At 72.5% G+C, this 14,922-nt stretch carries 10 protein-coding genes; 4 read left to right on the top strand and 6 right to left on the bottom strand.

Features of this window, described 5'->3' with window-relative positions; translation table 11 throughout:
- The coding region (locus HII36_RS46690) for a hypothetical protein (protein WP_217370818.1) at positions 1-3,409 on the top strand (3,409 nt) is incomplete at its 5' end.
- On the opposite strand, the gene HII36_RS46685 is transcribed toward HII36_RS46690, so the two are convergent.
- Genes HII36_RS46685 through HII36_RS46665 form a run of 5 tightly spaced genes read right to left on the bottom strand, consistent with a single transcriptional unit; the run spans position 3,396 to position 9,605 of the window.
- Complete coding sequence (locus tag HII36_RS46685; RefSeq protein ID WP_173529813.1) at positions 3,396-4,976, bottom strand: acyl-CoA synthetase; 1,581 nt, start codon at positions 4,974-4,976, stop codon at positions 3,396-3,398. The genes HII36_RS46690 and HII36_RS46685 overlap by 14 nt on opposite strands.
- 20 nt (positions 4,977-4,996) lie before the next feature.
- Positions 4,997-6,145: a thiolase domain-containing protein gene (locus tag HII36_RS46680; RefSeq protein ID WP_173529812.1), complete on the bottom strand. Its 1,149-nt coding sequence runs from the start codon at positions 6,143-6,145 to the stop codon at positions 4,997-4,999.
- A 1-nt stretch (position 6,146) separates the two neighbouring features.
- On the bottom strand, positions 6,147-7,166 hold the full coding sequence (locus HII36_RS46675; RefSeq protein WP_173529811.1) for a thiolase domain-containing protein: 1,020 nt from the start codon (positions 7,164-7,166) through the stop codon (positions 6,147-6,149).
- A complete protein-coding gene (locus HII36_RS46670; RefSeq protein ID WP_328808207.1) occupies positions 7,163-8,062 on the bottom strand; it encodes an OB-fold domain-containing protein in 900 nt (299 codons plus the stop codon). The genes HII36_RS46675 and HII36_RS46670 overlap by 4 nt, the downstream gene beginning before the upstream one ends.
- Complete coding sequence (locus tag HII36_RS46665) at positions 8,052-9,605, bottom strand: acyl-CoA synthetase (RefSeq protein WP_173529810.1); 1,554 nt, start codon at positions 9,603-9,605, stop codon at positions 8,052-8,054. Before HII36_RS46665 ends, HII36_RS46670 begins: the two co-directional genes overlap by 11 nt.
- Before the next feature lie 318 nt (positions 9,606-9,923).
- Between HII36_RS46665 and HII36_RS46660 the strand changes: the two genes are divergently transcribed.
- The 3 genes from HII36_RS46660 to HII36_RS46650 all read left to right on the top strand — a co-directional run bounded on the left by HII36_RS46660 (position 9,924) and on the right by HII36_RS46650 (position 13,555).
- Positions 9,924-11,783 carry a hypothetical protein gene (locus HII36_RS46660; RefSeq protein ID WP_173529809.1) on the top strand — a complete coding sequence of 620 codons (1,860 nt, stop codon included), beginning with the start codon at positions 9,924-9,926 and terminating at the stop codon, positions 11,781-11,783.
- A gap of 276 nt (positions 11,784-12,059) precedes the next feature.
- On the top strand, positions 12,060-12,701 hold the full coding sequence (locus HII36_RS46655; protein WP_173529808.1) for a class F sortase: 642 nt from the start codon (positions 12,060-12,062) through the stop codon (positions 12,699-12,701).
- A gap of 44 nt (positions 12,702-12,745) precedes the next feature.
- Complete coding sequence (locus HII36_RS46650) at positions 12,746-13,555, top strand: crotonase/enoyl-CoA hydratase family protein (protein WP_173529807.1); 810 nt, start codon at positions 12,746-12,748, stop codon at positions 13,553-13,555.
- 103 nt (positions 13,556-13,658) lie between these two features.
- Here HII36_RS46650 and HII36_RS46645 read toward each other — a convergent pair whose 3' ends face one another.
- On the bottom strand, positions 13,659-14,765 hold the full coding sequence (locus HII36_RS46645; protein ID WP_173529806.1) for an NAD(P)H-dependent flavin oxidoreductase: 1,107 nt from the start codon (positions 14,763-14,765) through the stop codon (positions 13,659-13,661).
- Between the last annotated feature and the right edge of the window lie 157 nt (positions 14,766-14,922).

Genomic DNA, 14,922 nt, shown 5'->3' with positions numbered 1-14,922 from the left:
GCCTACAAGTGGGCCCTTGGATGGGCCGGTGCGCGGGCCGGGGGTGGGGGTGCTCGCGCCGGGACCGATGATCGGGCCGGGCGAGCCCGATCGTGAGGCGCTGCCCGAGCTGGCCGCCTGCCTGGCCGTCGCCGCGGCCGCCACGGTACGCGGCGCGGCGCCGACGAACAGCAACGTCGCCCACCGCCTGTGCGCCCTGGCCGGCTGGCTGGCGGAACACGGCCGCGCCGAGGAGGCCGTCGCGCCCGCCGCCGAGGCGGTCGTCCGGCTGCGCGGCCTGGCCGCCGAGGAGCCCGGCCTGCGGCTGGCGCTCGCTTCGGCGGCCGGCCTGCTGTCCACGTTGCACGCCCGCCTGGACGACCTCGACCCGGCCACCAGGGCCGCCGCCGAGTCGGTGCGCAACCTGCGTACCCTGGCCGCGCTCGATCCCGCCGAGCACCGGCCCGCGCTGGCCGAACGCCTGCTGGAGCTGGGCGAGCTGCTACTGCTCGACGCCCGTCCCGGCCAGGCGCTCGACCCGCTGCGCCAGGCCGTCGTCCTGACCGCGCACCTGAACGCCGGGGCGCCGGAGCCGCACGCGCGCGCCCGCCGCCTGCTCGGCCTGTGCCTGGACGAGCTCGGCCGCCACCACGACGCCCGCGTCCACCTGGAGGCGGCCGCCGAGCGGTACGACGCGCTCGGCGCCGCCGACGAGCACTACCTGCGCCACGGCAGGGAGACCCGCGCCAGGCTGCGCGACGAGCCCGAGCCGCCGCGGCCGGGCGCGCTGACCCTGCTCAGTCTCATCCCGGCGGCCCGCCCCGACGAGACCCCGGCCAGGGCCGAGCAGTCGCTGGCCGTGCACCGGGAGATCGTCGAGAACACCGCCGAGCCGTCGCCCCAGGAGATCCACGACTACGTCTCCGCCCAGGCGCACCTGGCCAGGGTGTGGGCGGGGGCCGGGCGCGCGTCCGACGGGTTCGCGCTGGCCATGCAGGCGGCCGAGCTGCTGCGCCGCCACGCGCTGCCCGAACACGGCTTCGTGCTCGGCACGGTGGCCGCCGCGCTCGGCCGCACGCTCGTCGGGCTGGGCCGGCCGGCGGAGGCGCTCCCCCACCTGTTCGCCGCGGTCGAGTCGCGCGAGCAGAGCCAGGCGCACCTGCCCGAGCTTGCCGAGCTGCTGCTCCTGGAGTCCGTGGCGCTGTCGAACGCGGGCCGGCTGCCCGAGGCCGAGGACGCCGCGGAACGGCTGGTGGAGCTGCACGCCCAGCTGGTGTCCCAGCGGCGCGAGAGCCCGGAGGCGCTGGCGGGCGCGCTGCGCGTGCAGGGCGGCATCAGGTTCGCCAGGCGGAACGTCAAGGCGGCGCTGGAGTCGGTCACCCGGGCGCTGGACGTGCTCCCGCCGGTGCCCGGCGCGGTGCAGCACCTGCTCACCGCCACCTGCCTGGAGCTGGCCGGGCTGTGTCACGCCGAGCTGAACGACGCCGACCGGGCCAGGGCCGAGCTGGCCAAGGGCGTGGCGCTGCTGGAGGACCTGATCCGCGAGCACGGCCCGGCCGCGCCCGACCTCACCGGCGTGCACGTGCTGGCCCTGCTGCGCCTGGGCCGGCTGCGGGTGGACGGCCCGCCGTTCTACGCCCAGATACTCCAGGTGACCCCGCTGCCCGCGCCCGACGTGCTGACCGGGCTGGTCGAGGAGCTGGCCGCGCACGTGACCACGTCCGGCGGGGCGGAGGTTGCCGCGCACGTGTCGACGGCCGGCGGGACGGAGCCGGCCGCGCGGGTGTCGACGTCCGGCGGGGCGGAGGTCGCCGCGTTGCTGCCGCCGCTGGCCGCGTTCGCCGAGTCGCTGGCCCGTGAGGTGCCGGTGAGCGTGCGTCCCGGCGTGCACGAGCGGTTCGGCCGGTGCCTGCGCTCCTGCGCCGAGGCCGCCGCGCGGGCGGGCGACGGCGAGAGCGCCGCGCGCGCGGCGGCGCTGGCGGCCGAGGTGTTCGGCGACCTGGCGGCGGCCGACCCGGCGGCGTACCGCGTGCCGCTCGGCCTGGCGCTGCGCGCGCTGTTCGACGCCACGTCGGCGGCGGACGCGCCGGATCTCGCCGTCCTGGAGCAGGCGATCGACCTGCTGGACGGGCAGGGCCCGGCGCTGGCGGAGACGCTGAACGAGCACGCGGCCGCGCTGCTCGCCGCGCACCGTCCGGTCGAGGCGCTGGCCCAGTGCGAACGGGCCGCCGACCTGTGCGACGAGCTGGACGATCCGGCCCTGGCCGCCGTCACCTACGCCCGGCTGGGCGCCACGCTGGCCGTGCTCGACCGCCCGCAGGCCGCGCTCGAAGCGGTGACCTGGTCGCTCGCCGAGCAGGACCGCGCGCGGGAGTCCGGCGCCGGTGACGCGCTGCTTCCGGTGCGTGCCACCGCGATCCGGGTGCGCGGTCAGGTGCTGCGCGCGTTCGGCCGGCGGCAGGAGGCGCTGGCCCACCTGGTGGAGGCCCTGCAGATCCACCGCACGCTGGGCGACCAGGGGGCCGCGGCGGAGATCGCCGGCGTGATCGCCGACGACCTGCTCGCCACCGGCCGCGCCGAGCAGGCCATCGGGTACGCCAGAGCCGCCGCAGACGCGCACCCGCCGGCCACGCTCAAGTGGGCGCTGGCCACGCAGCGGCTGGTCAGGTGCCACATGGTGCTCGGCGAGCTGACCGAGGCGCACCAGCTCGCCGACAACCTGATCGAGCTGGCCAGACGATCGCCCGACGACCTGACGTACCGGGCGATCCTGGCCGACTCGCTGGCGCAGAGCTCCGAGCTGCTGCCGCTGCTCCTGCTGGACGACGGCGCCGAGGCGGAGAGCAGGGCGCGCGAGGCCATCGCGATCTACGACGAGCTGCTGGGCACCGGCGTCGACACGCCGGGACAGCAGGCGCTGCACACCAGCCGGGCCGGCGCCGGGCTCACGCTGGCCGCCGCGCTGCGCATGCGCGACCTGGCCGCCGACGCGGTGCAGCCGCTGCGCGAGGCGGTGGCCACGCTCGAACGGTTCGCGCCCGGCAACCCGCCGCTGTCCGGTCACCTGTCCAGGGCCATGCTCATGCTCGGCGACGCCCTCATGGACGCCGACCGGGCCCTGGAGGCCAGCATCGTCTTCCACCGGGGCACGCAGGTGATCGAGGACCGCTTCTCCAGCGCGGTCGCCCATGCCCAGCTCGGCTTCTGCCAGCAGGAGCTGGGCCGGGGCGAGGCCGCGGACACCGCGTTGCGCGAGGCCGAGTCGCGCCTGCGCGACCTGCTCGCCCACGACGAGCACGCGGGCGACGACGACCTGACCGACCTGCTGTGCGAGGTGCTGCGGGCCAGGCTGAAACTGCTGAAGGACGCCGGCGGCGAGGCGGAGATGGAGCGGATCGAGGACGAGCTGACCAGGCTCACGCGCCGCTAGCGGTCTCCCTGGCCCACCGGTAGTCCGCCTTCCCCGACGGGGACCGCACCATTTCCGCCACGAACGCATACGTCCGCGGCACCTTGTACCCGGACAGCAGCCCGCGGCAGTGCGCGTCCAGTTCCTCGGCCGTGACCTCGACGTCCGGGCGCGGCTCGACCACGGCGGCCACCCGGTTGCCCCAGCGTTCGTCCGGGATGCCGGTCACCACCGCGTCGAACACCGCCGGGTGCCCCTTGAGCACCGCCTCGACCTCCTCGGGGAACACCTTCTCGCCGCCGGTGTTGATGCACTGCGAGCCGCGGCCGAAGACGTTAACCGTGCCGTCGGCGTCGACGGTGGCCAGGTCGCCGGTGAGCAGCCAGCGGTCGCCCGCGTCGTCGGTGACGAACGTGCGCGCGGTCTTGTCCGGGTCGTTGTAGTAGCCGAACGCGGTCCGCCCGGACCTGGCCACCGTCCCCATCTGGCCGGAGCCAGGCTCGACCGGGTGCAGCTTCTCGTCCAGCACGGCGATCCTGGCCGCCGCGTTGGGCTGGTAACGCAGGCCCTTCTCCGGCGACGAGCCGGCCACGCCGGAAGCGGTGTAGCCGGACTCTGTCGAGCCGAAGTTGTCGAGGATCATCACGTTCGGCAGTAACTCCTGCAGCCTGTCGCGTACCGCGCCGGACAGGATCGCGCCGGTCGAGCTGACCACGGCCAGCGACGACAGGTCGTACCCGCCGCCGGCCAGCGCGTCGGCCAGCGGGGTGGCCATCGCGTCGCCGGTGATGCCCAGCGTGAACACGCGTTCGCGGGCGACCGTCCGCCACACCTCGGCGGCGTCGAACTTGCGTACGTACACCATGGTCGCGCCCATCCACCAGGCGATGAACGTGGCCATCTGGGTCGCCCCGTGCATGAGCGGCGGCGCGGACATCATCATCATCGGCCCGGCCTTGACCGCCTCGTCGACGACCTCCTGCGGGGTGGCGCGCGGCGCGCCGTACGGGTTGCCGCCGCCGAAGGCCATGAACAGGTCCTCGACGTGCCACATCGCGCCCTTGGGCATGCCGGTGGTGCCGCCGGTGTAGATGATGTAGACGTCCTGGCCGGAGCGGGGCGGGAAGCCGCGCTCGGGCTTGCCGCGTTCGAGCGCGGCCGGGTAGGGCACGGCCCCGGGGACCGCCGAAGGCCCGCCCACCGAGATCAGGTGCTCCAGCTTGGCCGCCCGGGGTGCCACGGCGGCCACCCTAGCGTCGAACTCCACGTCGTAGAAGAGCGCGCGAATGTCGGAGTCCTGGTAGAGGTAGAGCAGTTCGGCCTCGACGTAGCGGTAGTTGACGTTGACCGGCACCGCCCGGATCTTCAGCGCGGCCAGCAGGCCGGCGATGTACTCGATCCCGTTGTACAGGTGCAGTCCCACGTGCTCGCCCGGCCCGATCCCCAGATCGGTGAGGCAGTGCGCGAGCCGGTTCGCCTCGGCGTCCAGCTCGGCGTAGGTGCGGCGCTCGCCGCCGCAGACGACCGCGGTCCGTTCCCCGATCGCGTCCGCGAGCCCCTCGAACAGGTCAGCGTGGTTGAACTCCATGGCAGGGCCCCTTCCACGGGTCAGGGTTTGTCTCGTCCGACGATCCACATCGCGAAGAACTGGGCGCCGCCGCCGTAGGCGTGGCCGAGCGCCCGCCGTGCGCCGTCCACCTGGTGCTCCCCGGCCATCCCGCGCACCTGGAGCGCGGCCTCGGCGAACCTGATCAGGCCGGAGGCGCCGATCGGGTTGCTGGACAGCACGCCGCCCGAGGCGTTCCACGGGATGTCGCCGTCCAGGGCGGTGGCCCCGGACTCGGTGAGCTTCCAGCCCTCGCCCTCGGCGGCGAAGCCCAGGTTCTCCAGCCACATCGGCTCGTACCAGGAGAACGGCACGTACACCTCGGCCACGTCGATCTGCCTGCGCGGGTCGGCGATGCCGGCCTGCCGGTAGACGTCGGCCGCGCAGTCCTTGCCGGCCTGCGGGTTCACCGTGTCGCGGCCGGCCCGGAAGATCGGCTCGGAGCGCATGGCGGTGCCGTGCACCCAGGCGGGCGTGCCGGTCGCCGCCGACTCCGACGACAGGACGATCGCGCACGCCCCGTCGCTGGACGGGCACGTCTCCAGGTAGCGGATCGGCTCCCAGAGCATGGGCGTGGACTCGACCATGGCCCGGTCGATGCCGGGGATCTTCAGGTGCGCGTAGGGGTTCTTCAGCGCGTTGCGCCGGTCCTTGACGGCGACCAGCGTGCCGATGTGCTCAGGTGCGCCGGTGCGGCGCATGTACTCGCGGATGTGCGGCGCGAAGTAGCCGCCCGCGCCGACCACCAGCGACGCGCTGAACGGCAGGTGCGTCGACAGCGCCCAGGTGGCGTTGGACTCCGACTGCTTCTCGAACGCCACCACCAGCACCCGCTCGTGCACCCCGCCCTGGATCAGGCTCGCGCCGACCAGCGCGGTCGATCCGCCGACGCTGCCCGCGGTGTGCACCCGCATCATCGGCTTGCCCGCCGCGCCGAGCGCGTCCGCCAGGTACGCCTCGGGCATCATCACGCCCTCGAACAGGTCGGGCGCCTTGCCGATGACGACCGCGTCGATGTCCTTGAACGTCAGTCCGGCGTCGTCCAGCGCGCGCAGCGCGGCCTCGCGCACCAGCCCGGCGATCGACACGTCCCTGCGCTTGGTCGTGTAGTGCGTCTGCCCGACCCCGATCACAGCACAGCGGTTTCCCATCTCACGCCTCCAGGACCGTGACGAGGTTGTGCTGCAGGCAGGGGCCGCTCGCGGCGTGGCCGACGGCCCGGCTCGCGCTCCCGTCGTGGACGCGGGCGGCGGCCTCGCCCATCCTGATGAGGCCGGTGGCCATGACCGGGTTGGCGGCCAGCGGCCCGCCCGAGGGGTTGATCAGCGTGGTGTCCGGCAGCTCCAGGGCCCGGCGCAGCAGGATCTCCTCGTGCGGGAACTGGGCGTGCAGCTCGGCCACCTCGACGTGACCCTTGCCGACCCCCGCGGCTCGTGCGGCATCGGCCGCGGAGGTCGACCGGGCGAGATCCCGCATACCCAGGTAATGAGGCTCTATGCGATGCGCGATGCCCCTGATGTAGGCGGGACGGGAACATAACCGTCCGGCTAGATCTCCGGCGGCGAGCACGATCGCGGCGGCGCCGTCCGTGATGGGCGGCACGTCGGTCACGCGCAGCGGCTCGACCGCGAACGCCGCGCCTTCCGGGTCCGGCAGGTCGAGCGCGTGCGGGTTGCGCCGCCCGGCCGCGCGGCTGCGCCGCACGATCTCGTCCAGCTCGGCGCGGTCCGCGCGCACCGCGTCGGCCTGCAGCGCGGCGAACGAGAGCAGGTCCAGGCCCAGCGGCGCCAGATAGTACGGGTCGAGCTGCAACGTCATGATCGACGCCAGGTCGCCGAGCGAGCTCTTGCCGAACCCGTAGACCAGGGCGGTGTCGACGTCGCCGTGCTGGAGCCTGACCCAGGCCTCGTACATGGCCCAGGCGCCGTCCATCTCCACGTGGCTCTCCGAGATGGGCGGCCAGGCGCCGATCGCGTCGAGTGCCGACACGAACGAGAACGGCGCGCCGGCCAGGTAGTCGCAGCTGCCCGAGCAGGTGAAGCCGAACCGCTTCAGCCCGGTGCGCTCCTTGACCTCGTTGATCACCGGCAGGATCAGCTCGGGCTCCGACAGCCCGGTGTCGTGCGCGGTGTGCGCGGTCTGGGCGAACGCGACGATCGCCACGTCTCTCATGACAGCTCCGCATCCGGTTCGCCGGTGGGGGCGAACCACCGGACGTTCGCCATCGACAGGGTCCGCTCGCTCTCCGGCAGCCATTCGGCGCGTACCCGCATGCCCTGCCGCACCTCGTGCACGGGCACCCCGCCGACCAGCGCGATCATCGGGACGTCGGCGCCGTCGAGCAGGATGTAGGCCGACACGAACGGCACTTCCGGCGCGCGCGGGTCGGGCAGGTTGTTGATCGCGAAGGTGGTGATCGTGCCGGTGTCCGACACCCGCACCGTCTCCCCCAGCACGCCGCCGCACTGCGGGCACGACATCCGGTACGGCACGTACACCTTGGCGCAGGCGTCACAGCGGGCGCCGAGGAAGACGCCGCGCTTGACCCCGTCGAGGAACGTGCGCAGCGCCCCGCCCGCCTGCAGCCGGTACTCGGCCCGGACCGGGGAGACGATCTTGCTGACCTCGGGGGCGAAGTGGGAGATGTCGGTGATGTGGCCGGTCCTGGCGTCCTTCCAGATCGGCCAGACGCGGGTGCCCGGCCGGAGTGCCTTCGAGTTGCCCGCGTCTACGGCGTGCACCAGCGCGGTGTCCGCGCCGTCGAGCTTGATCAGCGCCCAGCCGAATGGGCGGTCCAGCGGATGTCCCGGCCGGGGCTCGTGCACCCAGGCGGACGCGGTGACCGTGCCCGCCGGGCCGACCTCGACGTACTCGTCCGTGACGGCGTCACCTGTGTCCGGGTCGTATTCGAGAGGCGGGACCAGCACCCGGCCCTGCGCGGTGCGCACGCCGACCACCCGCCCGGCCCGCAGCTCGGTCAGGAACCTGCCGATCACCGGCCCCGTCGTGCGCGTGTAGCCGCCGGGGAACTCCAGGACGTGCTGGGCGACCAGCGGGTCAGATGGCACGGTCGTGTCCCTCCCAGTACGGGGCGCGCAGCTTGCGCTTGAGCAGCTTGCCGTTGGGCTCGCGGGGCATCTCGGCGATGAAGTCGACGGACCTGGGCCATTTCATCCTGGCCAGCCGGCCCTCCAGGGAGGCCAGCAGCTCGGCGGCCAGCTCGTCGCCCGGCTCCACGCCCTCGGCCGGCTCGACCACGGCCTTGATCTGCTCGCCCCATTCCTCGTCCGGGATGCCGAACACGGCCACGTCCGCCACCTTGGGGTGGACCATGAGCTCGTTCTCGATCTCGGCCGGGTAGATGTTCGTGCCGCCCGAGATGATCATGTCGGCCTTGCGGTCGCAGAGGAACAGGAAGCCGTCCTCGTCCAGGTAGCCGATGTCGCCGACGGTGAAGAAGTCCTTGAGCCGGTTCGCCTCGGTCTTGGCCGGGTCGCCCTTGTACTCGAACGCGACGCCCATCATCTTCATGTAGATCGTGCCCGGGGTGCCGGTGGGCACCGGGTCGCCGTTGTCGTCCACGATGAGCAGCTCGCTGATCGGCCAGGCCGAGCCGACCGTGCCGGGGTGAGCCTTCCAGCCCTCCGGCGTGGCCAGCGTGCCGCCGCCCTCGGTGGCCGCGTAGTACTCGTAGACACAGTCGCCCCACCACTCGAACATCGCCCATTTCACCGGAACCGGACAGGGGGCGGCGGCGTGGATCATCCATTTCAGCGACGACAGGTCGTAGCGGTTCCTGGTCTCGTCGGGCAGCGCGAGCAGCCGTTTGAAGTGCGTGGGCACCAGGTGGGAGTTGGTGATCCGGTAGCGCTCGCAGAGCCTGAGCGTCTCCTCGGCGTCCCACTTGTCCATGTAGACGAGCGTGTGGCCCATGTGCAGGGCCGTGCCGCCGAACTGGGTGACGGCCGTGTGGTAGCCGGGCGAGGTGACCAGGTGGGCGTTCGGCCGGCCCGGGGTGATGCCGAACAGGCCGAGCAGGAACGTCATCAGCTCGGCGCCGTCGTCCGGGTCGAGCCCGCTGAGCTTGCGCCGTACGCCCTTGGGTCGGCCGGTGGTGCCCGAGGTGTAGTGCATGGTGGCGCCGGCGGTGCGGTCGGCGGGCGCGGTGTCCGGACGTCCTTCGGTCAGCTCGTCGGCATGCCTGAAGCCTTCCGCGGGCTCGGCGCCGATCACGAAGCGGCGGCGCGGCTCGATCGCCTCGGCGCCCTTGGCGCCTTCAGCCGCGAACCTCGGGTGGACGAAGAACGCCTTCGCCTCGCTGTCCGCGACGATGTAGGCGATCTCCGGTCCGGTCAGGTGCCAGTTGATCGGCGTGTAGTACCAGCCGGCCTGCAGGGCCGCGAGATAGAGCACCAGGCCGTCGGCGCCGTTGGGCACCAGACCGCAGAAGCCGTCGCCCGGCCGCAGGCCGAGGTCGTCGCGCAGGCCGTGGACCAGGCGGTTCGCCCGGGCCAGCAGGTCGCCGGCGCGATGCTCCGTGCCGTCGGGATCCACGGCCGCGATCCACTCGGGATCCGCCTGCGCCAGCCTCCAGAAACCGAGCGTGCCCATCGGAACTCCTCACAAGGTGTCCAGGCGGGGATAAATGAGAACCTGTTCTCATTTGCTTGGGCAGCGTAACCCGGAGGCAAAGTACGTAGCAAGCGCTTGATTCAACAGCTGTCACAGGAGTGCGCAGAGCTGCGCTAGAGTTACCGACTTGTCGCGTCAAGCCCACTTCGTATGGGTAAGGTAAAGAAACTTAGGTAATGTCCGTTTTGGGCATTCTTGTACTAGTTTTTGCGAGAGGATGTCTTCCGCGAGAGCGGCGTGTTCACGAGAACGGGGGTCTCCCGAACCGCGCGCCGATCTCGGCATGATTGGGAGAACATGCGCTTCAACAAGTCGCTCGCGGTGGCCGGCGCCCTCGGGCTCGCCGTACTGACCGCGGGTCCCGCGCTGGCCGAGCCCGCGCCCACCGCGACCACCGCCCCTGAGCAGGCCCCCGAGCAGGCGCCCGCGGCGGAGCCGGTCAAGGCGGCCGAGACCGCCAAGCCCGCCGAGACGGCCAAGCCGGTCGAGACCGCCAAGCCCGCCGAGACCACGAAGCCGGCGGAGCCGAGCAAGCCCGCGAAGCCGGCCGAGACCGGCAAGCCGGAAGAGTCGGCCAAGCCGGAAGAGTCCGAGAAGCCGGCCGAGTCGGTCGTGAGCGTGGGCGGCAGCCCGGTCCTGCCGGGGGGCAAGATCAGCTACACCGTCCGCACGGACGCGCGCAACACCGACGTCAAGATCAGCTCGCCCGCGCTGTCCGGCGTGCACACGGTCGCGCTGAGCGGCGGCGCCGCCTCCGGCACCGCCGCCGTCGGCTCGGACGTCAAGCCCGGCACCTACACGGTGACGTTCCAGTTCCTCGGCAAGTTCCCCGTCACCAGGACCGCGACGCTGGTCGTCGAGGCCGCCGAGGCGCCGGCCGTCCAGCCGCGACTGGGCATGAGCAGCTACCAGCCCGCACCCGGTGAGAAGGTCACCGTCGACGTCGTCGGCGACCTGCGCGCCGGCGAGGCCATCGTCAGCTCCGACGCCTTCACCCGCCCCTACACCGTCCCGCTCAAGGACCAGGGCGAAGGCATCGGCCGCGCCACCTTCGAAGTGACCATCCCCGCCGACGCCAAGCCCGGCACCTACCCCGTCCGCGCCGACTTCGGCCGCTTCGGCAAGGCCGAGGGCACGTTCAAGGTCGCCGAGGCCACCGTGCCGACCACGGACGCCACGATCAGCGTCACGCCGGGCGCGATCAACGCGGGCGAGAAGGTCACGTACAAGGTGTGGAGCCGCGAGCCGCGCGCCACCGACGCGCGGATCACCTCGCCCGCCTTCTCCGGCGTGCACACCGTGGCGCTGTTCAAGGGCCAGGCCACCGCCACCGCGGCGACCTGGGAGAACCTGCGTCCGGGCAGCTACCAGGTCAAGGCGGAGATCCTGCTCGGCGGCCGGGTCATCGGCACCGCGCAGACCACACTGACCGTCAAGCCCGTCACGCCCGCCCCGGTCACCGCGCTGACGCTGCGCCTGGAGCCGAACCGCGTGCAGGCCGGCCAGAGCTACTTCGCCGGTGTCACCACCAAGAACGTCAAGCCGGGCACCCTGGTCACGATCACCGACCCCGGTGGCGCCAAGCACGTCGTCAAGCTCGACGACTGGGGCACCGGCCGGGTCCGCCTGACCGCGCCCAAGAGCTCCAAGCCCGGCACGTACCGGGTGGTGGCCACGCTGCCCGGCGGGCAGAGCCACAGCGCCACGCTGACCGTGGTCCGCTCGGAGCCGAAGCCGGCCGTGGCGCTCATCCTGGCCCCGGCCAAGGTGTACGCGGGCGGCAACTTCACCGCGTACGTGGCCACCACGTACCGCGGCAAGGGCACCACGGCCACGATCGTCGACCCGAGCGGCAAGCCGTTCCGCGTCAAGATCAACCGGGCCGGTCTGGGCACGAAGAAGTTCCACGTGCCCGCCGGTACCAAGGCCGGTGACTACTGGTTCGTCGCCAAGCTGCCCAGCGGCGGCAAGGCGTGGGCCAAGCTCACCGTGAAGGCCAAGAAGTACCAGGCCGGGGCCGCCTACACGCCGCGCGGTGGCGCGGCCACGGGTGGCGGCCTGCCCGAGAGCCCCGTCTCCGGCGTGGCGCTCGGCGGCCTGCTGATCGCCGGCGGCGCCGGCTTCTGGCTCCGCCGCCGCAACACGGACGCGAGCTGACCGTCCACAACCAGGGACGCGGGCTGACCGTCCGCGTCACGGACGTGCGCTGACCGTCCACAACTCGGACGTGAACCGGACGTCCGGAACCTGACGCCTGGTCGGCTGGGCACCGCACGGTGATCCCGGCCGGCCATGGCGTCCGCCGCGTCGGACGTCCGTCGCGACATCGCGCGACATCGCGACGTCGCGAACTGGCGTCCGGCGCGCCGGGGTCGCGGCTCTCGCACCCGGGCCGCGGCGGCCCGTCCAGCAGGGGGATCTTCAGGGGGAACCATGGCATCCGACATCAAGAACGCGCTCACCACGGCCGCGGCGGCCGTCCTCGTCTTCAGCGGCGCCCTGGCGGTGGCCGGCTCGCTGCGCGACGGCGCCGCGCCCGCGCAGGCGTCCACGCCCGGCCCAGCGGCGTCGGCGTCCGCGGCACCGCCGCCGGTCTTCACCGAGGTGGCCCAGACGCTCCCGCGCTCGATCCCCGAGACCCTCTCGATCCCCTCGATCGGCCTCAAGGACGCCCCGATCGCCCCGGTCGGGCTGAACCCGGACCAGACGGTCGAGGTGCCGCCGCTCGACCGTCCCGAACTGGTGGGCTGGTACCGGCACCGGCCCACGCCGGGCGAGCCGGGACCGGCCGTCCTGCTCGGGCACGTCGACGCGCACGGCAAGCCCGCCGTCTTCCATCGCGCGCACACGCTCAAACCGGGCGCCACGATCACGGTCGAGCGCGCGGACGGCACCTCCGCGGACTTCACCGTCGACTCGCTCGAACGCGTCGACAAGGACGCCTTCCCCACCGAGAAGGTGTACGGCGCCACGGACTCGGCGGTGTTGCGCCTCATCACCTGCGGCGGCGCCTTCGACCCGGCCACCGGCCACTACGAGGACAACGTCATCGTCTACGCCCACCTGGCGGAGTAGGATCGGCGGCAGCCGATACCTAACAAGCGCTTGGGAGGCGTTTCGTGGAGCTCCTGCCGATCAGCACCCCGCACTGCCGCGTCGAACGTGACGGTCACGTCGTGATCGTCACCATGAACCGCCCGGAGGCGCGTAACGCGCTCTCCTCCGACATGCTGATCGGCCTCGCCTCGGCGTGGGCGTACGTGTCGGCCGAGCCCGAGGTGCGGGTGGCCATCCTGACCGGCGCGGACGGCACGTTCTGCGCCGGAGCCGACCTCAAGGCCATGGGTCAGCCGTCCACGGACCCCGAGGTGCAGGCCAGGGCCGCCAAGATCCCGGACTTCCACTGGAAGGGCCTGCTGCGGGCGGACCTGCCGACCAAGCCGATCGTCTGCGCGGTGGAGGGCTACGCGGTGGCGGGCGGCACCGAGCTGCTGGTCGGCACGGATCTGCGGGTGGTGGCGGAATCGGCCACGCTGGGGCTGTTCGAGGCGAAACGCGGCCTGTTCCCGATGGGCGGCAGCGCGATCAGGCTGCCCCGCCAGATCCCGTACTGCCACGCCATGGACCTGCTGCTCACCGGCCGTTCGATCACGGCGGCCGAGGCGCTGTCGATGGGGCTGGTCAACCGGGTCGTACCGGACGGGCAGGCGCTGACCGTGGCCAGGCAGTTCGCCGACGACGTCGCCGCCTGCGGCCCGCTCGCCGTCCAGGCCATCCTGCGGACCTACCGGGACACCCTGGGCATGGCCGAGCCCGAGGCGCTCAAGGTGTCGGACGAGCTCGGGTGGCCGGTCATCGGCTCGGCGGACGCGAAGGAGGGCACGCGGGCCTTCCGGGAGAAGCGCGCGCCCACCTACCAGGGCCACTGAGCCGCCGCCGAGGCCATTGGACCTGCGCCTCACCTGACCCGGCCGTCCGCATGGACGACCGGGTCATACCTGGCCATACCGGCTGACCCCGGCTCGCCCCGGGTCACTCGTCGGTGATGCGACTCAGGCGTTCCAGTGCGTCGGAGTACTCCTCCACCAGCCCGTACATCACGTCCCTCGTGGAGCGCACCTGGTTGGTGATGCCGATGATCTGGCCGGCCGGGAACGTGGCCAGCTCGGCCGCGTCCGAACGCCCGATGCGCCTGAGCGCGTCGGAGACCAGCATGAACTGCAGCGGCATCGGCAGCGTTCCCGGCGACTCCATCGACTCCCAGGCCTCCGTCCACTCGTTCTTGAGCAGCCTGGCGGGCTTGCCGGTCCAGCTCCGCGAGCGGACGGTGTCGCGCGAGGTGGCGGCCAGGATGCGCTGCTTGGCCATCTCCGGGGTGTCGGCCTCCTCGACGGTGAGCCAGAGCGAGCCCGTCCAGACCCCCTCGGCCCCCAGCGCCATCCCGGCCGCCATCTGACGCCCGTTGCCGATGCCGCCCGCGGCCAGGACCGGGACGTCCACCGCGTCCACCACCTGCGGGATCAGCACCATCGTGGAGATCTCGCCGGTGTGCCCGCCGGCCTCGGTGCCCTGGGCGACCACGACGTCCACCCCGACCTCCACCTGCTTGAGCGCGTGGCGCGGGGTGGAGGCGAGCGCGGCGACCTTGACGCCGTGCGAGTGCGCCAGCTCGACCACGTCGGCGGGCGGCGGGCCGAGCGCGTTGGCCAGCAGCGCGATCGGGTGGCGCAGGGCCACCTCCACCTGGGGGCGGGCGGTGGCGTCCGTCCAGCCGAGCAGGACCCGGCCGGCGTCCGCGTCCGCCGACAGCGGCGGCACGCCGTGCCTGGCCAGCAGGTCCTCCACGAACGCCCGATGCCCCTCGGGGATCATCGCCTGCAGGCGCCCGACCAGCTCCTCGGCGGCGAAGTCGGCGCCTTCGTAGGAGGCGGGCATGACCACGTCCACGCCGTACGGGCGGCCGTCCACGTGGTCGTCGATCCACTTGAGCTCCATTTCGAGCTCTTCCGGTGTGAAGTAGAGCGCGCCGAGCACTCCCATGCCGCCGGCCTTGCTCACCGCGGCGACCACGTCGCGGCAGTGGCTGAACGCGAAGATCGGCAGCTCGATTCCGAACATGTCCGTGACACGTGTCCGCATGGCCCTGACAATACGTCTGCGAAAGGTTGAACTGCAACGTGTTCTACTCAAAAACCTTTCGTCTGTACTGGCGAGTAACCAGATTAAGTAGAACGAGTTCTAGTTACTCTGCGTAGCAAATTCCCGGGCGCGCACAAAGAGAAGGCCCGCCGAATGG

It is taken from the genome of Nonomuraea antri (assembly GCF_013283785.1).
Lineage (GTDB): Bacteria > Actinomycetota > Actinomycetes > Streptosporangiales > Streptosporangiaceae > Nonomuraea > Nonomuraea antri.
This window is presented reverse-complemented; position numbering and strand designations above follow the sequence as displayed.